Origin of the sequence: Conchiformibius steedae (assembly GCF_014054725.1) — a bacterium.
Classification (GTDB): domain Bacteria; phylum Pseudomonadota; class Gammaproteobacteria; order Burkholderiales; family Neisseriaceae; genus Conchiformibius; species Conchiformibius steedae.
The window spans coordinates 599,230-625,284 of the sequence record NZ_CP059563.1 but is presented as its reverse complement, the minus strand read 5'-3'; the positions used below and the strand labels follow the sequence as shown (position 1 = coordinate 625,284).

Genomic DNA, 26,055 nt, shown 5'->3' with positions numbered 1-26,055 from the left:
AACAAATGGAAAGAAAAAGGCTTTTGGAAATTAAAGCCTAAAATCCCATTTTATCCAACCCCAATACTTTCATATATGGTATAAGTTTTTTACACACAATCAATGCTGAATTATTTAATGTAAATTACAATATTACAACCAATTTATCTAAAAAATTCAAAAATCTCTATTTTGATTATACAAATCTTTATGCACATTCCGATTCATCTGCGATACCATTTGCCGAAAGTCATCAGGGCAATTCCGAAAATCTTTCAGTAAATGATTATACCGCAAAGCCTTATCCTGCCATGCGCGGATTAGGTTGTGCGGATAATTTTGCAGCAGCCACATACACGCATAAATTGTACTATGCTTTTCAGACAGCCTGCGGCTTTCCCAAATAGTGCGTTGGCTACGGTCTAGGTTGATTGGGGTTTGTTGTACTCGTTGGCATAGATATTCATACAAATTAGGGGCAAGTCTTTGCGATGTACTAACCACAAGTAAATGATGCAACACTTTGAGTTTATTGTACTCTTCCACACGCCATATTGAATGCTTATCACTCAACTTAAACAGCCAATTTTGCCATTGTGTCTGAATAGCATAATGATTAAACACAACTGGAATACACAGGCTCTGGCTCAAATCAAATTGACAATACCAGCAATATTTCAATTCTGTAAACTGAAATTGCTGAGGTCTGCCTAATTCCTGCCGATGAAATGCAATATAAGTTTGACATTGCGGACAGCAGTCATATTGCAATAATTGATGATTGGGACAAAACGTCTGCAATGCTACGCGCCACGATTGACGAAAATATGACTCTTTGTCTTCCGCCAAACATTGCGGACAAAAAGTTATGGCGTAACTAGCGCGTTTGCGATGATTGGCTTTCAAGCTGTTTATCCAAAACAATTGCCCTGAAAGTTTATTTATATCAAATAATTTACCTTTAAAACTATCCAATGTTGTGTTATGAATATCAGCGACTGAACAACCGGTTTTTTCAGCCAGCAAGTCTATCAACCAATCAGGCGCATGACGGTCAATATCCCTGTTCCATATTTCATAATGTGGAAACAAAAGATGACAAAACGTCTGTACCTTTAGTCCATTAGCGTGTGCCAAACGAATCAGCCACGATGAAAATAACTCATTTGAATAAGGCTTTGGGTGTACTGGCAAAATCATGTGAGTTTATCCAGTTGGCGTTTACGTTCACTCGGTACAATCCAGTTACTTGTTTGAAGCATTTTCAATGTGATACATTCGGTTTGTTGTTGAACAGCTAACACCGCCATTCGCGTGAGTAAGCGTGATAATTCGCCAATATAGCCTTCGCTCATACTATACAATTTGCTCGCCAATTCCCTTTCATGCAAATTAGACGGCTGTTTCAGTGGCAACATTCGCTCAAAGCTCATCAATAAACGCAGAAAATTCTTATCCAATTCCCAACGTGGCAATACAGCAGGTTCAAAGCGATTGGCTAATTGTGTATCCATTTGAATGGCGCGATAAGCATCTTTAATGCCTACACCCACAATCGGAATCTGCAATTCATTACCCAAATATTTAATCACATTCAAAAATGCTCTTTGCTTATTGAGATTACCAGCCAATATATGATGAATTTCATCAATAATCAATACCTTGGTCTGAATGCATTTAAGCAGATACAAAACTTGGGCGAGCTTTTTATCAGCACGGTCATGCGCTTTGTAAGGCGCATATAATAAATCCAAAATCGTATTGTACAAACGACTTTCATCAGGTATGGGCGGTGCTTGAATCAAGATAACAGGGGCGATAATATGGTTGCCATTCGGATTGTCATGTGCAGGGTGTTTACTTAAAAAGCGTGATACCAGCATGGTTTTACCATTGTTGGTATCGCCCACTAGCAACATATTCGGCATTCGGTGCTGTGGTGGGTAAACCAACAAATCTTCCAATTTTGCCAAAATCTGTTCGGCTTGCGGATAACCTATCCAACGTGGCGAGCATATGTATTCAATGCGTTGTTTATCGCTATGATTAAGTTTTTCCACCACTTTGGGCGACAAATGCGCATTACTCATAATAAATCGTCCAAATCATCAAATGGTTGAATATCATCAAAATCATTTTCTTGTTTTTCAAGTAGCCGGGCAGCCTGAAAATGTGTTGCAGGCATAGGTAATGGTTTCCGTGTGCTTGAATCTAATTGACGGCGCTGTTCCGCACGGCGAACAGCTTTGGTTTTGCGTTTAGCTTGTTGCTCCATATCGCGCATTCGCGTATAAGCAGAGAAAATCATATTCTCATCAATATTTTGTTTTTGTTCAAGTTTTAGTTGGCGTTGAATTTCACGCCATTCCCAAATGCTTACAACAGGATGTGAACTATCCCGATAGGGAATAGGGAAATACATCAACAAATTAGGGTCATAGAACCAAATCACACTTAAATCGCGTGGGTCTGTGCGAAACATGAATTTTCTTGCTTTTTTGGGATTATTTGGTTCAGTTGTGGCAACCCAATTGCGTAATACATCATGCCAATAAGTGATTTTGTTCATCACTACGCCGTATTGCTGTATGGTTCGCATCTCAAATGGCATAAAATTTAAGCGTAAAGTAGCTTCATCAACTACTTTATCAGGTAGCCCTGTACCTGCTTTTTGGTCGTTGCCTAAAATACCTTCTTTCCATTTTGCCAACGGCGACATCGCTAACGCTGAATGTATGCGCTGATGATAAACATCGGTAATAAACACCGTGAGCCACGTTTCAAATTCCGATAAGGTCAAAACTGCTTTCTTTTCAGAATTATATTGCTTCCGTTGTTGCGTATTGGAAAATGTTGTACCTGCCAAACCGTGAATTTCATCTAAAATCGTGCCGAGCAGACGTTCAATGTGCCCGCCAAAATGTGGTTTTCCAACAGGTCTCCATTCAATTTCAATGCCATATTGTTTACAGGCTTTTTCCAACATTTTTCCGCGAAATTCTTTGGCATTATCCACATGAATTTTGCGTGGCAATCCCCATACTGCCCAATGCCCTTGAACATCATGTTTCATTAACCATTGTTCTTTCGGTAAAATACTGTGCGCCAAACATAATCCCGTTGATAATGCACTAGGCGGGTCAAATGAAATATAAAACCCTGTAACCATTCGGCTAAATACATCAATCGCCAACGTAATCCATGGTCTGCCGATTGGTTGGCGTGAAATATCATCAACCAAAATAATATCTAATTTAGTATGATCTATTTGTACCACCGCAAGCGGATAATCCGCATTGGGAAAATTGCCTTGCAAAGGCGAAAACTGAACATCGGCAATTTGTCGGCTCAATCGTTTAGCAGCCTGAATTTGTGGTGAAATTTTCTTGATACGCGCCCGAATGGTATTCGCGTGCGGAATAGGATAATGTTGCTCATGACAACGCCGTGCAATTTCCGTAATAATTTTGCGAATGGATTTGCGCTGCGTACTCAAATAATCCACTTCAATCACTTCCTGAATGATTTTTTCCACATTATCAGAAAGCCCGATTTTGCCTTTATCGCTGCGCGTTTGACGTGTTAAACCTGTTACGACACCTGTCTGCTGGTATTGTTTCAGCCAGCGATAAACGGTACTCACATGAACACCATATTGCTTGGCACGTTCTGTTACTTCGCTTTTGGTTAATGCCGTTGTCGCTAATAATGGTGCAATCACATCATAATGTTTTTGTGCGACAAGCCATTTCTGCTCACTTACGCTATCCACATGATGATTGAAATCTGTCTGCATAATTGGCGATAAATCTTGTGCTTGCGCCTGATAAGTTGCACCCGTTGCACTATCTTTAACGTGAAACAAATCCAAATCTACCATCGCAATAATCACGCAATTTCTACCTTGAAACATCACAGGCATACCAATTTTAAGTGAAAAAGTTGCCGTCATTTTTTAAACCATATTTTTGAGTTCATTGTGATTTTTTGATTGAAATCTACACCAATTTGTTTCGTTGCCAACAAATACCATAATACCGGTAAAATTTTCGCTTGATTGATTTCATCTTGAAAAATATAAGAAATTAACGATTTAGGGGTGGCGGTTTTTAATTCACACATTGCCTTATCTAAAATGGTCATATGACCTTCAGAATATTCGCCATTTAAACCATTCTTCCGATACGGCAATAGAAAACGCGCATTGTGCAAATAATCAGTGTGGATTTCCACTTCGGTAATCAATTTAAACCGCCAGCCATGCCGTTTACAAAAACGCAAGGCTGCCTGAAATTTAGGTTTCAGCCTATACCAATTTTCGCGTAAATCACTACGATATTTCACTTCATAGACAATTACTTGACGACAAAAATGTACCAAAACATCAGGCGTATAAATATGACGAACACCAGCCTTATCCAACCATTCAATTTGAATTGGCTGAACTTCAAATCGTTGAACATCAGAATTAAATTCCAGCAAAGTCAAAAAATCACGCTCCAATGATGATTCGTAACCAGCCGTACCAATGGCTTTATTATGCGGCGCAATACCTGTAATATTGCGGTAATTTTTTGGAATAACTCGGATTGGCATAGTGAACCGCCCTAGAAGTAAGTGATGCAGCTATTTTAAAATACGTTTATGACAATCATGATTTCCGAATAATTTTTTGCAAAAAATCACAATCTAGTCGTAAATATCGCTGTTAAAATTTATGGCATCCTATTAAGAATAGGATTTTAGTCGCAAATATCATTGTGAAAAATCAGAAATCCAAATGAATTTAGTCGCAAATAGCGATGTATTTCACAAAAGAAAGCGACTGCGGTCATCACTGATAACCATACACACAGACGGTTTTGTCGTACTTGACAAAACCGTCTGTTTTTTCAAAGATGGCGTTTTTTCTTTTACAGACACACCATGAAACAGCCTATCCTACTTTCCACCCTATGCGCCGCGCTGGTGTTAGGCGTCAGTGCTTGCGGCGGACAACAAGCACAAAATCAAACCGCCGCCGCTTCTTCCGCCCTGCCCGCAGGCAAAGACAATATTATCCTTAATTTGGGCGCAGAACCCGAATCTTTAGACCCGCACAAAGCCGGCGAATCCGCCTCGTTTGACGTGATACGGCAACTGCTGCACGGCTTGGTGGCAACAGACGGGGAAGGCAACACCGTTCCCGCCCTTGCCGAAAAATGGGAAAGCCCCGACAACAAAGTATGGACTTTCCACCTGCGCGATGCCAAATGGCACAACGGCGACCCGATTACCGCGCATGATTTTGTGTACAGCCTGCGCCGTCTTACCGACCCCGCCACCGCTTCCCCCTACGCCAGCTATTTGGCAGATGCCAAAGTGCAAAACGCCGCTGCCGTGCAAAGCGGTAAAGCCAAGCCTGAAAGTTTGGGCGTTACCGCCATCAACGACAAAACCCTACAAATTACCTTAAGCCAAGCCCTGCCCTATTTTCCCGATATGATGCTGTTGCCCGTTACCTATCCCGTGCATCGCGCCACCGTAGAAAAACACGGCGACAAGTGGACACAGCCGCAAAACTACACCGCCAACGCCGCTTACGCCCTCAAAGAATGGACGGTAAACAGCCAAATTATTTTGGAACGCAGCCCCGCTTACTACAACCACGCCCACACCCGCATCAAACAAATCGTTTTTTTACCGATTAGCGATGCCGCCGCCGCCCTCAACCGCTACCGCGCAGGCGAGTTGGACTATGCAGGTGTTCCCCCCGCCCAATTCCAAGCCCTGAAAACATCCGAATTGGCAAACGAAATGCGCACCCGCCCCGCCCTGTGTACCTTTTACTACGAGCCCAACCACCAATCGCCCCTGTTTCAAGACGTGCGCGTGCGCCGCGCCCTCAATTTGGCGATGAACCGCGACACCATTGCACATAAAGTGATGGGGCGCGGCGAGCAACCCGCTTACCAGTTTACCCCGCCCGATATCAAAGGCATGGGCAAGGCAGGCATCAGCTGGCAAAACCAAACCCAAAACGAGCGCAACCGCCAAGCACAGCAACTGTTGGCAGCAGCAGGCTACAGCAAAGACAAGCCCCTGCGTTTTGAGCTGCTGTATAGCAACAGCGATGTAGCCAAACAATTGGTTAATGCCAGCATTTCGCTGTGGCAGCAAGCCCTAGGCGCAGACACGGTAAAAATTGAAGCCGTGAGCCAAGAATGGAAAACCTCTTTGGAAACCAAGCGCAACGGCAAGTTTGATATGGCGTTTTCGGGCTGGTGCGGCGATTACAACGAAGCCTCGTCATTTTTAAATATGCTGCGTGCCAACAACGGCAACAACAGCGCCCGTTACCGCAATCCCGCGTTTGACCAATTATTGGACACTGCCTTAAACAGCAGCGATGCCGCTACCCGTCAGCGCACCTACCACCAAGCCGAACAACAGCTGGAACAAGACGGCGCAGTGATTCCGCTGTTTCAGCGCATCAGCGTGAGTGTGTTAAAGCCTTATGTCAAAGGCTTTTCCGACAACGACCCCTTGAAAAACTGGCAGGTTAAGGATTGGTATCTGCAATAGAAAACGCCCGCGCTTGCCCCCCCAGCGCGGGCATGGTTTTTAACGGTTTTGCTGCTGCCATTCTGCTGCACACGCCGCCAAATGGCGCAAAATCAATGCTGTTGCCCCCCAAATATCGTATTTGCCAAACACCAGCGCAGGGCTGTGGTAACGCTTTCCCTGCCAATCAAAGGCGCGGGCGCGGTAAAGCTGTGGATTAAAAGCTGTTTCAACAGGCAGCCAAAAGGTTTCTGTCACTTCGTCAGGATTCGGACGCAATACAGGTAAGGCATCAGCATACGCCAGCACAGGCGTAACGGCAAAACCTGAAGGCGTGCGACATTCAGGCAATTTGCCTGCTATTCGCCACAACACGGGCGGTGTGCCCACTTCTTCTGCCGCTTCGCGCAGGGCTGTGGCAACGGCATTGGCATCATCGTGGTCGCTGCGTCCACCAGCAAAAGCGATTTGTCCGCCGTGCTTGCGTAATGTGGCGGCGCGGCGGGTGAGCAAAATCTGCCATCTGCCTGCCGAATCGGGGGCAAAACCCACCAATACCGCAGCAGGCACGGGCGATTCAAAATCAAATAATATATTGCGCCTTTGCAGCAGGGTAACATCATCGCAGGCACGGGCGCAAAACGCCAAAAAACGGGGCAGTTCGCTAGGGGACATTCCAATCAATCACACAGCATTTTTCATCTGTTGCCAACCATATCGGCAATTATCCGAAACGGCAAGCCTTTTATCGTTGTACCGCTTCCCATGCCTGCAAAATCAGTTCGGGACGGTTGGTTTTTAATAATTCCGCATCCGACAACATCCGCCGCCAAATCCGCGCATTATGCAATCCGTGCATCAAACCCAAGCTGTGGCGCACAATATGGCGCAAAGTGGTATAGCGGTTGCTGTGCAGTTCGTTGCAGGTGTAGGCATAGAGTTGCTGCACAATTGTGTCATATTGGGGCGCAGATGTGTCGTCGCCGTAAAAACGCGCGTCCCAATCCGCCATAATCATCGGGTTATGATAGGCTTCGCGTCCCACCATCGCACCGTCTACATGATGTAAATGTTCGGCGATTTGGGCATTATCGGTAATACCTCCGTTGATAATAATGTTTAAATCGGGAAACTCGCGTTTTAAGCGGTAAACATAATCATAACGCAACGGCGGAATATCGCGGTTTTCTTTGGGGGACAGCCCGTCCAACCACGCATTGCGGGCATGTACGATAAAGGTTTGAACGGGCGTTAAACGCGCCAGCGTGCCGACAAAATCCTCCAAAGGCTGATATTCGGTTTGCCTGTCCAAGCCGATGCGGTGTTTGACGGTGGTTTCACAATCGGGCGCGGCTTCGGCAATGGCATTCAAACAATCCGCCACCAAAGGTGCATCATTCATCAAGCATGCGCCAAACGCGCCTTTTTGTACACGCGGGCTGGGACAGCCGCAGTTTAAATTGATTTGGGCAAAACCTGCGGCAGCGGCTTTGGCGGCGGCACGGGCAAGTAAATCGGGTTCGCTGCCGCCCAATTGCAGGGCAACGGGGTGTTCACAGGGGTGTTTTTCCAAAAAACGCGCCGCATCGCCATACACCAGCGCACCGGCGTGAATCATCTCGGTATAAAGCAACACACGGCGGCTGATTTGACGGGCAAGAAAACGGTAATGGCGGTCGGTCCAGTCCAACATGGGCGCAACCGACAGCAGCGGAAAAGACGGCATTGCAGTCATCATAAACCTGATATAAAAAACTCAATCACTGTGCTGCCATACCAAGGGCAGCACCTTTACAGTTCATTTGAAGCGGTTTTCAAAAGCAGACTTTTCGGCGAAAATACCCGTATTATTGTCATGGAAACCATTATCCCATCAACATTTTAAGGTTGCAGAAAGGATGCAATTTTGAAAAACCTGCAAGAATTGACCGATGCGCTGGTAGCGGTAAAAGGCGTACAGGCCGCCGCCATTGTGGACTACGAAAGCGGCATGATTATGTCGGCTTCGGAAGGGCGCGGCAACGAGGCCGATTTGGAAGTGGTGATGGCAGGCGGAACCAATATTATCCGCGCCCAACAAAAAACCCTCAGTATGTTGCAGCACAACGACACCCTGCGCGATATTTTAATCACCCTGCAACGGCAATACCACCTGCTTTGCCCCTGCACCCAAACCCAAAACATGTTTATTTATCTGATTCTTGACCGTCAAACGGCTAATTTGGCGATTTGCCGCAACGCCATGTTTTGTGCCGAAGCAATGGTTAGTTAAACCTTTTTCCCACTCATACCAAACCCGCCGCGCCCCAACACGCAGCGGGTTATCGGTCATTAAGGACAGTTTACAGATTACCCAAAATAATCCGCAACATACGGCGCAAAGGCTCTGCCGCGCCCCACAAAAGCTGGTCGCCCACGGTAAATGCGCTGATATATTCGCCACCCATCGCCAGCTTGCGGATGCGTCCCACAGGAACGGTGAGCGTGCCTGTCACCGCAGCGGGTGTCAATTCATGAATGCTGGCTTCTTTGGTATTGGGGACGACTTTTGCCCACGCATTGGCACCCGCCAGCAGCGATTCAATTTTTTCTACCGATAAATCCTGCTTTAACTTCAAAGTAATGGCTTGGCTGTGGCAACGCATTGCACCTGTGCGGATGCACAAACCTTCCACCACCACAGGCTGTTGCGAAGCCAAAATCTTATTGGTTTCCACACCGCCTTTCCATTCTTCTTTGGATTGACCGTTGCCCAAATCGGCATCAATCCATGGAATCAGACTACCCGCCAAAGGCACGCCAAACTCTTGTTTCGGATAGACATCGCTGCGCAGAAAATCCGCCACTTTGCGGTCAATATCCAAAATCGCACCCGCAGGGTCGGCAAGCTCAGCAGCAACGGTTTGATGAATCGCGCCCATGCCGTTCAGCAATTCGCGCATATTTTTCGCACCTGCGCCCGAAGCGGCTTGGTACGTCATGCTGGAAGCCCATTCCACCAAACCTTCACGGAACAAACCGTCCAACGCCATCAGCATCAGCGACACCGTACAATTGCCGCCCACAAAGGTTTTGATACCGTTTTGCAAGCCCGCATCAATCACATGACGGTTTACAGGGTCTAAAATAATCACCGCATCGTCGTCCATACGCAATGCCGAAGCCGCATCAATCCAATAGCCGTTCCAACCGCACTCGCGCAAGGGACGGAATACCGCTTTGGTGTAATCGCCACCCTGACAGGTAATAATAATGTCCATTTCCGCAAAACGCGCCAAATCATTGGCGTCCAGCAGTGTTTTTTCTGCTTGACCAAAATCGGGCGCAGCCCCGCCCGCATTGGACGTGGTAAAGAAAAACGCCTGCGGAATATGCTCAAAATCCTTTTCTTCGCGCATACGCTGCATCAGCACCGAACCGACCATACCGCGCCAGCCGACAAATCCTACTTTCATGGTATTTCCCATAGATGTTGCAAAAAAAAGGGCATTTGTAACCCTTTGCAGGTAAAAAGTAAAGGTTTTTATGGAAACGGCGCAGGATTGGGCTAAAATACGCCTTTGCTTTTCCCCTTACACAGGACAACCGCCATGCAAGATTTGACCAAACCGACCGAAAAAACCCCGATTAACGACACCCCGTTTTCATTCGGGCAAACCGATGAAATTGAAGTGGATTTGGCATCGCCGTGGGCGCGTATGGGCGCGGCTCTGCTCAATTCAGTATTTTTCGTACTGACCTATATCCCCTTTCTTGGTACATTATTCACCGTATTCGGCAACCCGGATGCCTCTGCCCTTATACCGCTTACCCTGTTAATCCCTTTGGTTTACGGCATTTGGCAATTGGTTCAATACAGCCGCCACGGACAAACTTTAGGCAAAAAAATTGTCGGTATCCGCGTAATTCGTGAAGACGGCAGCAATCCGGGGTTTATGGGCGTGGTGCTGCGCGAAGGGGTGTACAACATTATTTTGCTCGCCATCACCCTACTTATTGCTCTACCTCTCGGTCTCACAAGCAAAAATGTCATTAATATCTATGATTGGATCCTGATGTTTGCCAGCTTAATCTGCGTGGTCATGCTATTTGCTGTCCCCGACCGCCGCACCCTGCAAGATATGCTTGCCAAAACCGTAGTAATTCAACTGCCCAAAGACCATTCACGTTAAGTTTCTCCCATTATCAAAAGGTTAAAAAATGAGTTCCTACCGCGACCAAGTTTCGTTTAGTTTTGAAGACGGGCACAAACGTTACCGCTGGCTGTTGGCATCGCCTGCGGAACGCATTTTAGCCACCGTTGCCGACCTGATGTGCGCTGCCCTTGCCGCCGCGCCCGCCGCATGGGTGCTTTATCCCCTGCGCCACACGCCCAAGCACGAATGGAGCAATCTGTTTGCCGCATCGCCGCTGTTGTGGTTGGCTGCGGGCTTACTGCTGGTGTTTTTCGGCATCCAAGCCGTATGGCTTGCCACACGCGGGCAAACCATAGGCAAACGGCTGATGGGCATCCGCATTATCCGCGACAACGGTCATCCCGCCGGTTTTGTAAACAGCCTGATTTTACGCACCCTGATTTTTAACCTGCTGTGTGTGATTATGATAGGCGGAACCCTGATGCTGGCACATTTGGACGACAATTTTAAAGTGTACGAGCTGATTTGGATTCCCTATGTGGTATCGTTTATTATGCTGTTTCAAACCACAGACGACCACCGCACCTTGCAAGACCGTTTGGCTGCTACGGTAATTGTGAAAGCACGGATGCGCCAAGAAGCCTGATTGTATTGCAAGCAACAAAAAGCTGCCTGAAAACCATTTCAGGCAGCTTGTTTTTTAAACGCGGGGATTACAGCGTACGCGCCACTTCCACCACATCAAAGCATTCCAGCACATCGCCTTCGGCGATTTCGTTAAAGCCTTTCAGCATCAAACCACATTCAAAGCCCATGCGTACTTCTTTCACATCGTCTTTGTAGCGTTTGAGCGATTCCAGCATACCCGTATGCACCACCACATTGTTGCGGATTAAGCGGATATGGCTGTCGCGTTTGACTACGCCGTCGGTAACCATACAGCCAGCAATATTGCCCACTTTGGACACGGTAATCACTTGACGGATTTCCACCGTACCCGTGATTTGTTCTTTCTGTTCGGGGGCGAGCATACCACTCATAGCAGCTTTTACTTCATCAATGGCATCGTAAATAATGCTGTAGTAGCGGATATCTACACCTTCGTTTTCTGCCAGCTTACGGGCAGAACTGTCGGCACGCACGTTAAAGGCAATAATCAACGCGCCTGAAGCAATCGCCAAGTTTACATCACTTTCGCTGATGCCGCCCACGCCGCTGTGCAGTACGTTTACCTTCACTTCGTCGGTGGACAGTTTTTGCAGGCTACCCGCCAAGGCTTCGTAAGAACCCTGAACATCGGCTTTGATAATCACCGACAGATTTTGCGCCTGCTCTTCGCCCATATTGTTGAACATATTTTCCAACTTGGCGGCTTGCTGTTTCGCCAAACGCACATCACGGTATTTGCCCTGACGGAACAGCGCCACTTCGCGGGCTTTTTTCTCGTCTGCCAACACCAGCGCGTCTTCGCCTGCATTGGGTACGTCCGACAAGCCCAAGATTTCTACGGGGATAGACGGACCTGCTTCGGTAATGGCTTTGCCGTTTTCGTCCATCATGGCACGAACTTTACCAAACGCCGTACCTGCCAACAGCATATCGCCTTTTTTCAGCGTACCGCTTTGTACCAGCAGCGTGGCAACTGCGCCGCGACCTTTGTCCAAACGCGATTCCACAATAATGCCTTTGGCGGGGGCATCTACGGGCGCGGTCAGTTCCAAAACTTCGGCTTCCAACAGCACCGCTTCCAGCAATTTATCAATATTCAAGCCTTTTTTAGCAGAAACATCAATAAATTGGTGCGTTCCGCCCCATTCTTCGGCAATCACTTCGTGCTGGGTCAGCTCTTGGCGGATGCGCTCGGGGTTGGCGGCTTCTTTATCAATTTTATTGACAGCAACCACAATCGGCACGCCTGCGGCTTTGGCGTGGGCAATGGCTTCTACGGTTTGCGGCATCACGCCGTCATCAGCCGCCACCACTAAAATCACAATATCGGTGGCTTGTGCGCCACGCGCACGCATGGCGGTAAACGCTTCGTGACCGGGGGTGTCCAAGAAGGTAATCACGCCTCTGGGGGTTTCCACATGGTATGCGCCGATGTGCTGGGTAATGCCGCCTGCTTCGCCTGCCACCACTTTGGTACGGCGGATGTAGTCCAGCAGTGAGGTTTTACCGTGGTCAACGTGACCCATGACGGTAACAACGGGCGGACGCGGCAGGGCTTCGGCGGCAATATGTTCTGCGCCGTCGTCCAAAAAGGCTTCGGGGTCGTCGGCGGCAGCGGGTTTGCCGATGTGTCCCATTTCTTCCACCACAATCAGGGCGGTTTCTTGGTCCAAAGATTGGTTGATGGTAACCATCATGCCCATTTTCATCAGCGTTTTGACGACTTCCACGCCCTTCACTGCCATTTTGTGCGCCAAATCGGCTACGGTAATGGTTTCGGGGACTAAAACCTCGTGTACCACGGGTTCGGTCGGGGCTTGGAAAGCATGTTGGTTGGGCTCAAGTTTGAGTTTCTTGCCTTTTTTGCCACCGCGTACACGCTCGTCATCACGGCTGCGGCTGCTGTCTTTGCCCTTGCCTTTTTTACCGCCTTTGGGACTGTCGTCATCGCGGCGACGGTCGCCTTTTTTACGGCTGCCGCTGCTGGGATTTTCTGTGGCAGGTGCAGCGGGTTTGGCTTCGGGCTTGGCAGATTTATCGGTGGGTTTGGCGGCTTTTTTATCGTCTGTTTTCACAACTTTGGTTTCGCCTGGTTTGGCACTGCGCTGACCCTGACCGTCTTTTTTGGCTGCAGCGGCTTTGGCTTCTTCCTGCGCCTGTTTTTTAGCGGCTTCGCGGCGGGCTTGACGTTCCAAACGCTCTTGTTTTTCGCGTTGCAGTTTTTCCTGATGCTCGCGGAAAGCAGCGGCGCGGCGTTCTTCTTCATCGCGGCGTTGCTGCTCTTCTGCACTCACCACTTCTACAGGCTGCGGTGGCGGTTCGGGGGCTTTGTCTTTTTTGTTGCGGCGGCGACGGCGTTTGCCGCTGCCTTCCTTGGCTTCACCTTCGTTGTCGCCGTTATCAGACGGCGCAGCAGCAGCTGGCGCGGGTTTGTCTTCGCTAACGGCGGCTTTTTCGGCAGGGACAGTTTCAGGCTGCTTGCTTTCTTCCTGCTTAACGGCGGCTTCATCTGCCTGCGGCGCAGTTGCTTGTGCGGGTGTGTTTGCTTCCGGCGCGGGCGCGGCAGCAGGTTTAGACGCGGTTTTTTTACTGCGTGCGGCTTTCAACTTGGCGGCTTCGGCTTCGGCAGCGGCTTTTTTCGCTGCACGCTCAGCTTCTTCAGCAGCATGGTCTTCTGCAACAGGTGCAACTGCTTCTGCCTGCTGTGCAGCAGCCTGTTGTGCGGCTTTAGCCGCTTTTTCGGCTTCCAATTTGGCTTTGGCTTCGGCAGCCAGCTCTTCCGCGCTGGGAACAGCAACACTACGGCTTTTGCGGCGCGTTGCCACTTCCACGCCACCCACTTTTTTCACTTCGGTGCGGGTACGCGCCACCGTGGTTTGGCGGCTGTGGGTATCGTGGCTTTCCTGAAGATGCGCCAAATACAGGCTTTTTTCTTCAATGGATACGGTATCGCTGCCCGATGTTTTGTGAATGCCTGCTTCTTTCAACTGCTTTAACAGCAATTCTACTGGGCGTTTGACTTCGGCAGCCAATTGTTCTACGGTTCGGTTACTCATCTTTACCCCCATTATGCGTTTTCTTCTTCGGCAAACCAGTGGGCGCGGGCTGCCATAATGATTTGTTCGGCTTCTTCGCTGCTCACACCCGTGATTTCAATCAGCTCGTCAATTGCCAATTCAGCCAAATCGTCGCGGGTGGCGATGCCTGCATCTGCCAAATCGCGCAACATATCTTGGTCAATGCCGTCCAAGTTTTTCAATTCTTCGTCCAAATCGTCCAACTTCTCTTCCGCAGCAATCGCCAAAGTCAAAATGGCATCGCGGGCGCGGTTACGCAGCAGGTTTATGGTGTCTTCGTCCAAACCGTCAATTTCCAGCAGTTCCGCCACAGGCACATACGCCACTTCTTCCAAAGCGGCAAAGCCTTCTTGTACCAAAAGATTGGCGGTGCTTTCGTCAATATCCAAATGCTGCATAAACAGGCTGCGGATTTTTTCGTCTTCGGCGGCGTGGCGGGCTTCAGCTTCCTGAACCGTCATAATGTTCAGTTCTTTACCTGTCAATTCTGCCGCCAAACGCACGTTTTGACCGCTGCGTCCGATGGCGAGTGCCAACTGGTCTTCCGCTACAATCACATCTACCGATTCGCCGCCGCCGTCCAATTCGTTAATCACAATACGGCTGACATTGGCAGGCGACAACGCGTTAATCACAAACTGCGCGGTTTCGCCCGACCACAACACCACATCAATGCGCTCGCCGCCCAATTCGTTGGACACGGCATTGACACGCGAACCGCGCACACCGATACACGTTCCCTGCGGGTCAATGCGCTGGTCGTTGGATTTCACCGCGATTTTGGCACGATGGCCGGGGTCACGCGCCACTTCTTTAATTTCCAACAAACCATCGCCGATTTCAGGCACTTCCTGCTCAAACAGACGGTACAGGAATTCGGGCGCGGCACGGCTCAAAATAATCTGCTTACGCTCGTTTTTCAGCTCTTCCACGCGCACAAACAGCGCACGGATACGGTCGCCGCCGCGATAGTTCTCACGCGGCAGCATTTCGCTGCGCGGCAGCAGTGCGTCCAATTTCGGTGCCAATTCCACAATCACGCCGTTGCGCTCCACCCGTTTTACCGTGCCAGTAACAATATCATCGCGGGTTTCCAAAAACGAATTCAGAATCTGCTCGCGCTCGGCATCGCGGATGCGTTGCAAAATAATCTGCTTGGCGGTTTGCGCTGCCTGACGACCAAAAATTTCATTGGGCAAATCTTCTTCATAATAATCGCCTACGGCAATCTCAATACCGGGGATTTCTTCCTGAATCTGCTCAATGGTTTTTTCCAATTCGGGATAAGTGTAGTCTTCGTCCTGCACAATCAGCCAACGGCGCACGGTGCGTGATTCGCCCGTATCACGGTTGATGCGTACTTCCAAATCCATGTGTTCGCGGTCGGCTTTTTTCTTGGCGGCGATGCCCAAAGCCGTTTCAATGGCTTCAAACACCACATCGGGTTCAACGTTTTTTTCGCTTGCCAAAGCTTCGGCAAGCAATAAAATTTCGCGGCTCACTTTGTATTGCTCCTGTGATTTTAAAATTTAAACTCGGGCTTGATTCGCGCCTTATCGATGTTGTCAAACTCAACAGCCGCGTTTTGTCCGTCTGCTTCCAGCGTCAGCACCCCATTTTCAAACGCCACAATGCGCCCGACAAAATTTTTCTGTCCGTTTACGGGCAAACGGGTTTTTACCTTCACCAAACTGCCTGTAAAACGTTCAAAATCTGCTGCTTTTTTTAAGGGGCGGTCCAACCCAGGGCTGGATACTTCCAGATTTTTATAATCCACATCTTCCACCGCAAACACACGGCTCAAATGGTTGCTGGCGGTGGCGCAGTCTTCAATATTTACCCCGCCTTCTTTATCGATAAACACCCGCAGCGTACCCTGCGCCGTCAGTTCAAAATCTACCGCCTCATAGCCCAAACCAGGCAAGGTCTTGTCTAAAATTGCTTGAATATCCATGTCTTAATTTAGTTTTACGATTTCTGAAAACAAAAAAATGGCCCGTGGCCATTTCTCATTTGTGTGAAAAATTTCAATTATTATAAAGACTTTTGCCCCAAAAGCAAAGCGGTTTTTGCAAAAATCAAACACCGCAGGTAAAAACGGGTAAAACCCGCCGCAGAAGCCAGCACAAAAATCCACCGGCACAAAGACTTAATGCCCTGCTTCTGCAACAGAAACAGGGCAAAAACTGGCACGCCCACGGGGATTCGAACCCCGGTTGCCGCCGTGAAAGGGCAGTGTCCTAGGCCTCTAGACGATGGGCGCGTAAAAAACGCTATTATACGGCGCAACGCCGTTCCGTCAAGTCAAAACCACACCGCCAAAGGACGGTGGTCGGAAGCCAACCACGGCTGCGCCTGCACCCGCAGCGGTATAGCCCGCGCCAAAGCGTGGTCAATATTCAAAGCAAACGGCTTCCAAGTCGGCAGATAGGCAGGTGTATAAGCTGCCACATCCGCCGCTGCAGTAAAATCGCGGAACACGGGCGAAAACGGGCTACTGTTTAAATCGCCCACTGCCAGCACTTTCTTTTCTAATGCCATTTTTTGCGCCACGGTGTGCAGATAGCGTTGGCGCGTTTCTGCCAAATCGCGACTGACGGGCGGCGGCGGATGCAGGGCAAACACCGTTACCCCATCGCTGCGTATGGCACGGATATAGGGAATATCGTCCACAAACACCACTTCACACGCTATCAAAGGCAGGCGCGAGCGCACCGCCAATGCAAACGGGCTGTAGTCGCGGTGTTCGCAACCGTGCGGATAGGCTTGATACAGTTTCTGCCAAGCCGATTCATCGGCATGGATTTCCGCCAATGCCAGCATTTCGGGGTTTAACGCCAAAATGCGTTCGCTTTCCGCAGCCGCATCGGGATTGTCCAGATGCACGTTGTACCACAACAAGGCGGGGGCGCGTTCCAGATTGTGCGGTTTGGCGGCAGGCACAGGACGGAACAACACCCATACACTGCCTAATAGGAAAAGCACCCACACAATCCGCCACTTGCCGTGCACCAACACCGCTGCCAATGCCCACACCAGCACATAATAAGGCAAAAAATGGCTAAACAATTCCAAAAAATAATGCCATCTTCCCAACTGCCCCAGCACCAAAGCAAAACAAGCGGCAGACGCCAACCATTGCAGGCGTTTGGCAACCGCTTGTTTGAAATGAACCATTGGGTTAATCAAGTAAAGATTAGAAAGTGTAACGCATACCAACGGATACTTCGTGCGCTTTTAAATCCGCATCCATGTGGTTGTAGCGGTAGCCCGCATCTACCGACAATTTGGGGTCAATTTTCATGCTGACACCCGCCATCACGCCGGGGCTGACACGCACTTTTTCATGGGAAATGTATTCGTCAGGATTACCGAAATCGGATTTGATACGAGTCAATGCCAAACGCGCACCCACATAAGGTTGCAGTGAAGTGCCTGTGTCCACATCAAAAATTGCCGATACACCTGCGCTTTGCGCCCGTGCCTTAACATATTGGTTTTTGCTGACACGGCGGTAATAGGTATAGTCGCCCGCCAAACGCCAGTCGCCAAAATCGTAACCGCCGCCCAAACGTGCCACGGCACTGTTTTTGCTGTACACGCGCTCGGTTAAGCCTGATGCGGCGCGGTCGTAAGGGCTGCTGCCCACCTGTAAAGACGATACGCCCACATCGCCCTGTATGTACACGCCGCTGTTGCCGTCTGCCCAAACTGCCTGTGCCGTTACCGCACCGCATAATGCCAAAGTAAGGGCGGTATGAGATTTTTGGGTGGTATTCATGGAGATTCCTCCTGTCCGTTTGAATGGTGTTTCCGCACACAGGGCAGCAGCCCTGTCAGAACTTTAGCGGAAAGTATAGCGCAAACCTACGGTTAATTCGTGCGCTTTAAGTTTGGTGTCCAAGTGGTTGTAGCGGTAGCCCGCATCCACCACCATATTACGCGCCACATGCACACCCACACCGCCCATCACACCGGGGCTGAGTTTGGTGTCGTTTTCTTTGGCAACACTGTTGGGCGCAGACACTTCCTGACGGATGTTGTTTACCGACAGACGCGCACCCACATAAGGCTGGATACCGCCCAAATACAAAGGCACATCGTAAATCACCGACACACCCGCACCGTAAGCACGGGTTTTGCTTTTGCTGCTGCCGGAACTGGCTTCAACGTGTTTGTAGTGGGTATAGTCGCCCGCCACACGCCAGTCACCAAAATCATGCCCCACGCTCACACGCGGCAAAACGGTGGATTCTTTATAAGTGCTTTTCCAATCGCCCGCGCCGTTCAGGTCTTTCAAATCGGTTTTGGCACGCAAATTAACCAAACCCAAATCGCCCTGCACATAAAAACCGATGGTGCTGCCGTCCGCCTGCGCCGCCTGCGGTACCAGCAAACCCAACGCTGCGGCAAAAACAGCGGCAAAGACAGCAAAAAAAGACTTCTTCATAAAACGGGTTCCTTAAATAAAACAAAAATTGACAAACTAAATCACATTCTAGCCGATAGCGTACAAATGCGTAAAGCTGCGTTAAGCCGCACACAGGCAAAAAAAGCCGTTTATCCGATTAAATTTTTTAAATATCAAAATATTAATCATTTCATATGTGTAAATAAAAAATCAACCGCCACCGCAATACTGTTGCATTTTCACACCTGACACGGCAATTTTACCGATACTACCGCCGCAAGCCGTGTCAATTTGTACCGACTTTTACTTTGCGGAAGCAAAACATTAGCAGTATAATGGCTTGCGGCATGACAAGATGTGTGCGTATTTAGGAAACAGTGGCACGGATATTGTCCTGATTGTGCAGCAGCCGCAATCTGATTTTCCAACAATATGTACCAACCCAGTAGACACTCAAGCGGTATGTTTTTATTCAACTTGGCTTGGGACGAATCAAAGCGTATCACCTATCAATTTTTTGGAGTTATTTTCTTATGAATTTCGATAAAACCGTATCAGAACTGCTGAATGTGGACGGTGCACTGGCAGCAGCAGTGGTGGACTATTCAAGCGGCATGTTGCTGGCAGGCGGCGGTTCTGCTGCCGTAGATTTGGAAATTGCCGCTGCTGGTAATACCGAAGTCATGCGTGCCAAAATGAAAACCATGCAGATGCTCGGCTTGAAAGACCACATTGAAGACATTTTGATTACCTTGGGTAAGCAATACCACCTGTTGCGCCCGCTGCGTAATCAAGACGGCTTGTTCCTGTATTCCGTATTGGAGCGTTCCCGTTCCAACTTGGCATTGGCGCGCCGTTCTTTGGTAGATGCCGAAAACAACCTGAACTAAACGTCCGACACTTTTGTGTCAGGCTGTAACCATTTTCCCAAAAGACCGCAAGGCTTGACGCGGTCTTTTTTGCGCCCGTATGCCCAAACCGAGTAAACACTCGCCCCATCACTTCCAAACCATCCGATTCACCACCCACAGGAATAACTGCCATGACTGTTTCGCCCGTTGCCCTGCGCCGCCGCACCACCCCCGAACCACACGATACTTGCCAATATTGGCGCAAATGCCAAGTGGAAGAATTGTTTGACCTGCCGTTTTTGGATTTGGTGTTTCAAGCGGCGCAAACCCACCGCCAATACTTTAATCCGCGCCAAATCCAGTTATCCACGTTAATGTCTATTAAAACAGGTGGTTGCCCTGAAGATTGCGAATATTGTCCGCAATCGGCGCACTATCACACGGGCGTGGAAAAATCTGCCCTATTGAATGTAGAAGAAATTGTTGCCAAAGCCAAAATTGCCAAAGCTCGCGGCGCGGCACGGTTTTGTATGGGCGCAGCGTGGCGCGGTCCCAAACCCGATGATGTCGCAGCGGTGTGCGAAATCATTAAAGCGGTTAAAGATTTGGGCTTGGAAACCTGTGGCACATTCGGTATGTTGGAAGCGGGCATGGCGGAAGATTTAAAACAGGCGGGGTTGGATTATTACAATCACAATCTGGACACCGACCCCGAACGCTACAACGACATTATCCACACCCGCCGTCACGAAGACCGCATGGACACGTTGGGAAAAGTGCGCCGTGCGGGTTTAAAAGTGTGTTGTGGCGGTATTGTGGGCATGAACGAAAGCCGCAGCGAACGCGCGGGCTTGATTGCCAGCCTTGCCAATCTCGACCCACAACCCGAAAGCGTCCCCATCAACCAATTGGTTAAAATTGAAGGCACGCCGCTGGCTCAAGCTGCCGATTTGGATTGGACGGAATTTGTCCGTACCGTGGCGGTGGCACGCATTACCCTGCCGCGCAGTTATGTGCGTTTGAGTGCGGGGCGCACCGAGATGCCCGAAGCCGTGCAAGCGATGTGTTTTTTGGCGGGCGCGAATTCTATTTTTTACGGCGACAAACTGCTCACTTCCGCCAACCCCGAAGAAGACAGCGACCGTATGCTGCTTGCCAAGCTGGATTTGCAAGCCGAACAGGGCGCACTAAACGATGCTGTATGATTCTGGCGACACATGCCGCTTGAAGTTCGGTTAAATAAACCCTATGATAGCCGTCATAATCGGCAATGCTGCCCCAAGCGGGCAACTTCCGTTATAATTGCCGTTTATCAACCGAGATTAACCCGCTTGAGATTGTTTCCACACACAGGACGACACCCATTTGTGCCGCCCTGCGTGCCGTTTTGATAGGGACAAGGCTTTATCCCGTCCCATCATAATGATACCGCTCTCCAAAAGACAGGGGTTCAAAACCGAAAAGGAATCATTATGGATAAAATCCTGTTGATTGTTATAGCTGCCTTAATTTTCGCACTGATAGCCGTCTGTATTTACAATATGTTTGAGGAAAACAACCGCCGCAACAAAATCCGCAGACATTTCGGTCATTCAGACGGCGATGCCCTGATGGGCGTACAGCTGCAATCTGTGCGCGATGGTCATCACACCCATTCCGCTCACGAAACACAAGAATATACCCCGCTGCCGCGCAATGCCCAACACGATGTTAAGCGCGAACCGCAGCGTTTAAAGCCATCGCTGGTGGGCAGAACGCCCGCGCCGCCGCCTGAAGACGAGGCGGAAGATGACGGCGTATTGATTGAAACGCCCGCGCCTGCCGCCAAACCTGCCCCCGTTGCCCCACGCGACCACGCTGCCCAACAAATTGCTGACGACGTTTCCCGTTTTGAAGATGAAGACCCTTATCACGAAGAAACGCATCACACACCACAGCCGCCCGTTGTCCCCCAACCTGCCCCGCCTGTGGTTGCACCCGTTGCGCCCACCGCACACGATAAGCAGCATGACGATGACGGCATTCCCCCCGTTGTGCCGCCGCAAGGCGAAGGCACGGGCTTGGTTAGCGAATTAAAAGCCACGTTTGCGCGTATGCTCGGCGGCAGCGAACCCCCCGCAACCGATAAAGCCGTTGCCGTTGCTCTGCCTGCCGACGAATACGAAGAATACACCGAAAACGAACGCCCGCAGCCGCCCAGACCGCTGCTGATTGCTTTTGACGACCTGCGCCACAGCGATTTGCCGTGGTTTGACCCCCGCGCCGACTACATGGCGTATGTTTCCCTGCGCGAAGGCACGGAACTGCTCGCCTATCCGCGCCTGTCTAACCGCCACCGTTTCCAAATTGTCGGTTGTACCATGGACGGGCTGTTCCAAACCGCCGAGCCGATACCGGGCGTACAATACCAAGCCTTTGCCATCGGTTTGCAGGCCATCAGCCGCAACGGTTTGGCAGATGAGCGCGAACTGCAATTGTTCGGGCAACAAGTGGATATGTTGGCACAAAGCATGGACGGCGAAGCCGTGTTGGACGACATTCCCCGCTTTTTGGCAAACGCCCGTCCCTTGGACGAATTGTGCGCCAAAGTGGACCAAACCATCGCCATTCACTTGGTGTCGCGCATCGGTATTTTGGGCGCGGAACTGCGTTCGGCGGTGGAAGACTTGGGCTTTCAATTATTGGAAGACGGCGCGTTTGGTTTTGCCGATGTGGGCGGCGACATCAAATACACCATTGTTACGCTGGACGGCAGTCAATTTACTTCCAGCCTGCTGGCAAGCCAGCCCTACAAAGGCTTCAGTATGTTGTTTGACATCACCCGTGTTCCCCCTGGTGAGGGCAATTTTGACCAATTTATGAATTTGGCGGTGCGCCTGTCGTCCATGCTCAATTTGGAATTGGTGGACGACCAAATCCAGCAGCTTTCTACCGATTGGCTCAAAGAAGTTCGTACTTATGTGCTGGCAACGCAGCAGGAAATGCTCGCCGCCGACATTACCCCCGGCGGCAGCTTGGCACAACGCCTGTTTACCTAAAAAACCAAACTGCGGAACAACCTTGTTCCGCAGTTTTTTGTTTAACTATAGTTGATAAAAATAAAAACGAGACAAGGCGACAACGCCCGCCGTGTACGAATAGTATATAAGGGCGTTGACAACGCCGTATCGTTGCGATTTTAATCAACTATATACACGTTCAAAACACGCCACTGCTTCACTATGCCCCGTATGCGGAAACATATTCACCAAACCCGCTGCCGAGAACACATAGCCCTTTTCCACCAACACTGCCGCATCACGCGCCAAAGTAGCAGGGTTACACGACACATACACCAGCCGTTGCGGCAAATGTCGGCGCGACAGTGATTGCACCACCGCATACGCGCCCGCACGTGGCGGGTCCAGCAGGATTTTATCGGCGCGTGTCCACGCTGCATCAGGCGCAACTTCAAATAAATCTGCTGTAGCAAAACGTGCGTTTTTTATACCGTTGGCACGCGCATTGGCGGCGGCGCGGCGGGTAAGCGAGGGTAAACCCTCTATGCCTTCAATATTGGCACCACTACGCGCCAAAGGCAGGGAAAAATTGCCCAATCCACAAAATAAATCGGCAATTTGTTCATCGGCTTGTGGCTGTAACAGGCGCACGGCGCGGGCAACCAGAATTTCATTTACGGCGCGGTTGGCTTGGGTAAAATCCCCCGGAACAAAAGGCATGCTTAAAGCAAATTCAGGCAAGCGGTAACACAAATCCTCATCTGTTCCGCCCATACGCACAGGCTCATTTTTGCCAATCTGCTGCCATGTCTGCCAACTGCCTGCCACCGCACACACGGCATCCGACCAATCGCGCCATGCTTGTGCGGGAATGGCACGGTTGCTGCACACCATCAGCGCGGACACGTTGTCGCCGCAATGGATTTCCAAGGCGTGAACACCTGCTTTGGGCGCACGTTGGCACAATTCCGCCACGGCTTGCGCCCACATAGGCAAAGCATCTGACACAGGTTTCGGCAACACCGCGCATCGCGACACCGCCACCACATCGTGTCCGTGGCGTTTGCGGTAGCCCAATACGCCCGCTGACGTAACCGCCAAACGGGTGCGACTGCGGTAATGTTTGGCAGAGCCGTAAACAGGCGCAAGCATTTGCTGTGGCAACACTTTTCCCAATCGCTGCAACTGGCTTTCCAAAGCCTGCTGTTTAAAAGCAACTTGTGCCGAAAAATCCAAATGTTGCAGCGAACAGCCACCACACTCGCCCGCGTGTGGACAAAACGGCTCTACCCGCCACGGCGAAGCCTGATGAACATCAAGGGTTTCCGCTTCATCAAAACGGCTGTGACGGCGGACGATTCGGCAGCTTACGGTTTCATCAGGCAGCGCACCCGCCACAAAAACGGTTTTACCGTCAATGCGCCCGATGCCGCGACCTTCGTGGTCGGCGCGTTCAATTCGGATAAGGGAATGGTTCATATTGTGTTTGGTTTCCAAGCGCAACAGCCTGCAAAAGTGTCGGCACAATGTGCCACATCGTTTGTCAAACTGCAAAAAAACGTTATTTTCACATAAAATCACGCTATTTGGCGTATGATGGCGTTATTTTCCAATATACTTTATTCCTGACTATGTACAAAACTCTATGGACAACCGTTGCCTTGGCAGCGGCTTCTTCCGCTATGGCGGCACAAACCACCCCCGTACCCGATGTGCGCCCTGCTGCCAACGGCTGGCAGGTTGTCATCAATATCCCCCAACAACGCCTATTTTTGTATTACGATGGCGAATTGGAAAAAGTGTATCCCGTGGCAGTCGGCAAAGCACACACGCAAACGCTGTTGGGCGAACACAAAATCGGTCCGAAAGCCTATAACCCCACTTGGCACATTCCCAAATCCATTCAAAAAGAACGCGGCGACGGCGTGAAAACCGTTCCCCCTGGTCCGAATAATCCTTTGGGTCCTGTATTTGTGCGTTTGGGCGACCCCAAACACGGTTTGGGCATTCACGGCACCAACGCCCCTGCCAGCGTCCCCGGTATCCGCAGTCATGGCTGCGTACGCATGAAATCCGACCAAGCCCTAGAATTTGCGAAAAAAATCACCACAGGTTCACCCGCCACGGTAAGCTATGAAATGGCAATGCTCAATACCGATGAAGCAGGCAATTTGTGGCTTGCCGTGTATAAAGACCCTTATAAACAAGGCAATCTGAAACGCGACAGACTACGCCAAACCATTTCCGCTTGGGCAAAAGCCAATGGTGCCAACATCAGCAATACCTTGGTAGAAAAAACCATTAAAACACAGGCAGGCAAAGCCGTATGTTTAAGCTGTAGCGGCAAAGCGGTGATTCAGGGCGATTTGCAGTCTTTGGCGTGGAACAGCGGCTCGATTCAGCCCACCCGTCCGCGTGCCGGCGGGGTACGCGCCACCCGCAATGAAGTTCTGCCTGAAGGCAGCAGCATTGAAGTGGACGCCGCAGACGATGCACCCGCCGCTGCTTCCAAACCCGCCAAGCCCGCTGCGAAACCCAAACCCGCACCGAGCCGCAAACTCAAGCGCAATGTTAAACCCACATCGGTATTTGAAACCCCGCTCCTGCCCACCAACGCACCACCGCCACAGCCTAAAGCCAAAGCGGCTTCTGCACCCGCAACCCCTGCCAACAGCAACGAGCGCGTTTTACAACCCACCAATATCCGATAATTAACCCTGCGGCACGCCCTATTCCAGCGTGCCGCTTTACTAACCGAACCCAAACCATGACCGAACTTTACTTGGCTTCCGCCAGCCCGCGCCGCCACGATATTTTGCAACAGCTGGGCTTTCGCATACATCTGACCGTTGCCGAAATCAACGAAACCCCGCACCCGCAAGAATCCGCTTATCACTATGTCGGGCGCATGGCATTAGAAAAAAACCGCGCTGCCCGCAGCCTTTATGCCGACACCCTGCGCCCCGACCTGCCCCTACTCAGCGCCGACACCACCGTTGCGCTGGACAGCCGCATATTGGGCAAACCTGCCAATGCCGAAGAAGCCTTTGCCATGCTCTCGCAGCTTTCAGGCACCAGCCATCAAGTGATGACCGCCGTGTGCATCAGCCGTCTCGGGCAAGAATACAGCGTATTGCAATCCAGCGAAGTGCGTTTTAAAACCTTAAGCGAACAGGAAATCCGCGCCTATATTGCGGGTGGCGAACCCATGGACAAAGCAGGCGCATACGCCATACAAGGCATTGGCGGGATTTTTGTCAGCCACTTGGCGGGCAGTTTTACGGGCGTGATGGGCTTGCCTGTGTTTGAAACCGCTGCGCTGCTGCGCGAATGCGGCTGTCCCGTTCCCCTGCACACCGCTTGAATATAAAAAAACCACTTGTTTAACAA

23 protein-coding genes and 1 tRNA gene are annotated in these 26,055 nt (G+C 50.1%); 9 read left to right on the top strand and 15 right to left on the bottom strand.

The annotated features are described in order from the left end of the window. Window positions 1–156: 156 nt before the first annotated feature. The 4 genes from H3L98_RS03565 to H3L98_RS03550 are packed head-to-tail and all read right to left on the bottom strand — an operon-like array spanning window position 157 to window position 4,575. On the bottom strand, window positions 157–1,179 hold the full coding sequence (locus H3L98_RS03565) for a TniQ family protein (protein WP_084481934.1): 1,023 nt from the start codon (window positions 1,177–1,179) through the stop codon (window positions 157–159). Beyond that, window positions 1,176–2,069, bottom strand: coding sequence for a TniB family NTP-binding protein (locus H3L98_RS03560; RefSeq protein WP_027022729.1), 894 nt, complete (start codon window positions 2,067–2,069; stop codon window positions 1,176–1,178). The genes H3L98_RS03565 and H3L98_RS03560 overlap by 4 nt, the downstream gene beginning before the upstream one ends. After that, a complete protein-coding gene (locus H3L98_RS03555; protein WP_027022730.1) occupies window positions 2,066–3,931 on the bottom strand; it encodes a Mu transposase C-terminal domain-containing protein in 1,866 nt (621 codons plus the stop codon). The genes H3L98_RS03560 and H3L98_RS03555 overlap by 4 nt, the downstream gene beginning before the upstream one ends. Beyond that, window positions 3,928–4,575: a heteromeric transposase endonuclease subunit TnsA gene (locus tag H3L98_RS03550; RefSeq protein ID WP_027022731.1), complete on the bottom strand. Its 648-nt coding sequence runs from the start codon at window positions 4,573–4,575 to the stop codon at window positions 3,928–3,930. The genes H3L98_RS03555 and H3L98_RS03550 overlap by 4 nt, the downstream gene beginning before the upstream one ends. Window positions 4,576–4,905: 330 nt before the next feature. Between H3L98_RS03550 and H3L98_RS03545 the strand changes: the two genes are divergently transcribed. Then, window positions 4,906–6,543: an ABC transporter substrate-binding protein gene (locus tag H3L98_RS03545; RefSeq protein WP_027022732.1), complete on the top strand. Its 1,638-nt coding sequence runs from the start codon at window positions 4,906–4,908 to the stop codon at window positions 6,541–6,543. A 39-nt stretch (window positions 6,544–6,582) separates the two neighbouring features. Here the strand turns inward: H3L98_RS03545 and H3L98_RS03540 are convergent, their stop codons facing one another. Both H3L98_RS03540 and dusA read right to left on the bottom strand, forming a co-directional pair. Then, window positions 6,583–7,197 carry an NUDIX hydrolase gene (locus H3L98_RS03540; RefSeq protein ID WP_051532165.1) on the bottom strand — a complete coding sequence of 205 codons (615 nt, stop codon included), beginning with the start codon at window positions 7,195–7,197 and terminating at the stop codon, window positions 6,583–6,585. 70 nt (window positions 7,198–7,267) lie between these two features. Continuing rightward, complete coding sequence (gene dusA / locus H3L98_RS03535; RefSeq protein ID WP_156932355.1) at window positions 7,268–8,260, bottom strand: tRNA dihydrouridine(20/20a) synthase DusA; 993 nt, start codon at window positions 8,258–8,260, stop codon at window positions 7,268–7,270. 168 nt (window positions 8,261–8,428) lie between these two features. Between dusA and H3L98_RS03530 the strand changes: the two genes are divergently transcribed. Continuing rightward, entirely contained in the window at window positions 8,429–8,794 is a 366-nt protein-coding gene (locus H3L98_RS03530; protein WP_051532166.1) for a hypothetical protein, read from the top strand. Between the two features lie 70 nt (window positions 8,795–8,864). On the opposite strand, the gene asd is transcribed toward H3L98_RS03530, so the two are convergent. Further along, on the bottom strand, window positions 8,865–9,977 hold the full coding sequence (gene asd, locus H3L98_RS03525) for an aspartate-semialdehyde dehydrogenase (protein WP_027022735.1): 1,113 nt from the start codon (window positions 9,975–9,977) through the stop codon (window positions 8,865–8,867). Window positions 9,978–10,112: 135 nt separating this feature from the next. Between asd and H3L98_RS03520 the strand changes: the two genes are divergently transcribed. Both H3L98_RS03520 and H3L98_RS03515 read left to right on the top strand, forming a co-directional pair. Then, window positions 10,113–10,694, top strand: coding sequence for an RDD family protein (locus H3L98_RS03520; RefSeq protein ID WP_027022736.1), 582 nt, complete (start codon window positions 10,113–10,115; stop codon window positions 10,692–10,694). Window positions 10,695–10,722: 28 nt separating this feature from the next. After that, complete coding sequence (locus tag H3L98_RS03515) at window positions 10,723–11,304, top strand: RDD family protein (RefSeq protein WP_051532167.1); 582 nt, start codon at window positions 10,723–10,725, stop codon at window positions 11,302–11,304. A 67-nt stretch (window positions 11,305–11,371) separates the two neighbouring features. Here the strand turns inward: H3L98_RS03515 and infB are convergent, their stop codons facing one another. The 7 genes from infB to H3L98_RS03480 form a co-directional block, all read right to left on the bottom strand. Continuing rightward, window positions 11,372–14,383, bottom strand: a complete 3,012-nt coding sequence (gene infB / locus H3L98_RS03510; RefSeq protein WP_027022737.1) for a translation initiation factor IF-2 — start codon at window positions 14,381–14,383, stop codon at window positions 11,372–11,374. Window positions 14,384–14,394: 11 nt separating this feature from the next. Beyond that, on the bottom strand, window positions 14,395–15,906 hold the full coding sequence (gene nusA / locus H3L98_RS03505) for a transcription termination factor NusA (RefSeq protein WP_027022738.1): 1,512 nt from the start codon (window positions 15,904–15,906) through the stop codon (window positions 14,395–14,397). Window positions 15,907–15,926: 20 nt separating this feature from the next. Further along, entirely contained in the window at window positions 15,927–16,358 is a 432-nt protein-coding gene (rimP, locus tag H3L98_RS03500) for a ribosome maturation factor RimP (protein WP_027022739.1), read from the bottom strand. A 233-nt stretch (window positions 16,359–16,591) separates the two neighbouring features. Next, window positions 16,592–16,667: transfer RNA gene (locus H3L98_RS03495), tRNA-Glu, on the bottom strand. Window positions 16,668–16,708: 41 nt separating this feature from the next. Then, the gene (locus H3L98_RS03490; protein ID WP_034333943.1) at window positions 16,709–17,581 is read right to left on the bottom strand and encodes an endonuclease/exonuclease/phosphatase family protein; all 873 of its coding nucleotides are present in this window, start codon (window positions 17,579–17,581) and stop codon (window positions 16,709–16,711) included. Window positions 17,582–17,600: 19 nt separating this feature from the next. Then, window positions 17,601–18,185 carry an opacity family porin gene (locus H3L98_RS03485; protein ID WP_027022741.1) on the bottom strand — a complete coding sequence of 195 codons (585 nt, stop codon included), beginning with the start codon at window positions 18,183–18,185 and terminating at the stop codon, window positions 17,601–17,603. Between the two features lie 63 nt (window positions 18,186–18,248). Further along, window positions 18,249–18,854, bottom strand: a complete 606-nt coding sequence (locus tag H3L98_RS03480; RefSeq protein WP_027022742.1) for an opacity family porin — start codon at window positions 18,852–18,854, stop codon at window positions 18,249–18,251. Window positions 18,855–19,348: 494 nt separating this feature from the next. Here H3L98_RS03480 and H3L98_RS03475 point away from each other — a divergent pair, with 494 nt between their 5' ends. The 3 genes from H3L98_RS03475 to H3L98_RS10905 all read left to right on the top strand — a co-directional run bounded on the left by H3L98_RS03475 (window position 19,349) and on the right by H3L98_RS10905 (window position 22,704). Then, a complete protein-coding gene (locus tag H3L98_RS03475; protein ID WP_027022743.1) occupies window positions 19,349–19,705 on the top strand; it encodes a hypothetical protein in 357 nt (118 codons plus the stop codon). 152 nt (window positions 19,706–19,857) lie between these two features. Beyond that, window positions 19,858–20,871, top strand: a complete 1,014-nt coding sequence (gene bioB, locus H3L98_RS03470; RefSeq protein ID WP_027022744.1) for a biotin synthase BioB — start codon at window positions 19,858–19,860, stop codon at window positions 20,869–20,871. A 267-nt stretch (window positions 20,872–21,138) separates the two neighbouring features. Continuing rightward, window positions 21,139–22,704 carry a cell division protein ZipA C-terminal FtsZ-binding domain-containing protein gene (locus tag H3L98_RS10905; RefSeq protein ID WP_027022745.1) on the top strand — a complete coding sequence of 522 codons (1,566 nt, stop codon included), beginning with the start codon at window positions 21,139–21,141 and terminating at the stop codon, window positions 22,702–22,704. A 144-nt stretch (window positions 22,705–22,848) separates the two neighbouring features. Here H3L98_RS10905 and H3L98_RS03460 read toward each other — a convergent pair whose 3' ends face one another. Then, on the bottom strand, window positions 22,849–24,144 hold the full coding sequence (locus H3L98_RS03460) for a 23S rRNA (uracil(1939)-C(5))-methyltransferase (protein ID WP_027022746.1): 1,296 nt from the start codon (window positions 24,142–24,144) through the stop codon (window positions 22,849–22,851). 152 nt (window positions 24,145–24,296) lie between these two features. Here H3L98_RS03460 and H3L98_RS03455 point away from each other — a divergent pair, with 152 nt between their 5' ends. Together H3L98_RS03455 and H3L98_RS03450 are read left to right on the top strand one after the other, a co-directional pair. Then, window positions 24,297–25,376 carry a L,D-transpeptidase gene (locus H3L98_RS03455; protein ID WP_051532168.1) on the top strand — a complete coding sequence of 360 codons (1,080 nt, stop codon included), beginning with the start codon at window positions 24,297–24,299 and terminating at the stop codon, window positions 25,374–25,376. 56 nt (window positions 25,377–25,432) lie between these two features. Beyond that, window positions 25,433–26,029: a Maf family protein gene (locus tag H3L98_RS03450; RefSeq protein WP_027022747.1), complete on the top strand. Its 597-nt coding sequence runs from the start codon at window positions 25,433–25,435 to the stop codon at window positions 26,027–26,029. The last annotated feature ends 26 nt before the right edge of the window (window positions 26,030–26,055 follow it).

Coding starts and splice junctions, on each gene's coding strand:
- H3L98_RS10905 (WP_027022745.1), top strand. CDS start 21,139: ATGGATAAAATCCTGTTGATTGTTATAGCTGCCTTAATTTTCGCACTG.
- H3L98_RS03450 (WP_027022747.1), top strand. CDS start 25,433: ATGACCGAACTTTACTTGGCTTCCGCCAGCCCGCGCCGCCACGATATT.
- H3L98_RS03515 (WP_051532167.1), top strand. CDS start 10,723: ATGAGTTCCTACCGCGACCAAGTTTCGTTTAGTTTTGAAGACGGGCAC.
- H3L98_RS03485 (WP_027022741.1), bottom strand. CDS start 18,185: ATGAATACCACCCAAAAATCTCATACCGCCCTTACTTTGGCATTATGC.
- H3L98_RS03460 (WP_027022746.1), bottom strand. CDS start 24,144: ATGAACCATTCCCTTATCCGAATTGAACGCGCCGACCACGAAGGTCGC.
- dusA (WP_156932355.1), bottom strand. CDS start 8,260: ATGATGACTGCAATGCCGTCTTTTCCGCTGCTGTCGGTTGCGCCCATG.
- H3L98_RS03455 (WP_051532168.1), top strand. CDS start 24,297: ATGTACAAAACTCTATGGACAACCGTTGCCTTGGCAGCGGCTTCTTCC.
- H3L98_RS03480 (WP_027022742.1), bottom strand. CDS start 18,854: ATGAAGAAGTCTTTTTTTGCTGTCTTTGCCGCTGTTTTTGCCGCAGCG.
- H3L98_RS03555 (WP_027022730.1), bottom strand. CDS start 3,931: ATGACGGCAACTTTTTCACTTAAAATTGGTATGCCTGTGATGTTTCAA.
- H3L98_RS03560 (WP_027022729.1), bottom strand. CDS start 2,069: ATGAGTAATGCGCATTTGTCGCCCAAAGTGGTGGAAAAACTTAATCAT.
- H3L98_RS03540 (WP_051532165.1), bottom strand. CDS start 7,197: ATGTCCCCTAGCGAACTGCCCCGTTTTTTGGCGTTTTGCGCCCGTGCC.
- rimP (WP_027022739.1), bottom strand. CDS start 16,358: ATGGATATTCAAGCAATTTTAGACAAGACCTTGCCTGGTTTGGGCTAT.
- bioB (WP_027022744.1), top strand. CDS start 19,858: ATGACTGTTTCGCCCGTTGCCCTGCGCCGCCGCACCACCCCCGAACCA.
- infB (WP_027022737.1), bottom strand. CDS start 14,383: ATGAGTAACCGAACCGTAGAACAATTGGCTGCCGAAGTCAAACGCCCA.
- H3L98_RS03545 (WP_027022732.1), top strand. CDS start 4,906: ATGAAACAGCCTATCCTACTTTCCACCCTATGCGCCGCGCTGGTGTTA.
- H3L98_RS03490 (WP_034333943.1), bottom strand. CDS start 17,581: ATGGTTCATTTCAAACAAGCGGTTGCCAAACGCCTGCAATGGTTGGCG.
- asd (WP_027022735.1), bottom strand. CDS start 9,977: ATGAAAGTAGGATTTGTCGGCTGGCGCGGTATGGTCGGTTCGGTGCTG.
- H3L98_RS03520 (WP_027022736.1), top strand. CDS start 10,113: ATGCAAGATTTGACCAAACCGACCGAAAAAACCCCGATTAACGACACC.
- H3L98_RS03550 (WP_027022731.1), bottom strand. CDS start 4,575: ATGCCAATCCGAGTTATTCCAAAAAATTACCGCAATATTACAGGTATT.
- H3L98_RS03475 (WP_027022743.1), top strand. CDS start 19,349: ATGAATTTCGATAAAACCGTATCAGAACTGCTGAATGTGGACGGTGCA.
- H3L98_RS03565 (WP_084481934.1), bottom strand. CDS start 1,179: ATGATTTTGCCAGTACACCCAAAGCCTTATTCAAATGAGTTATTTTCA.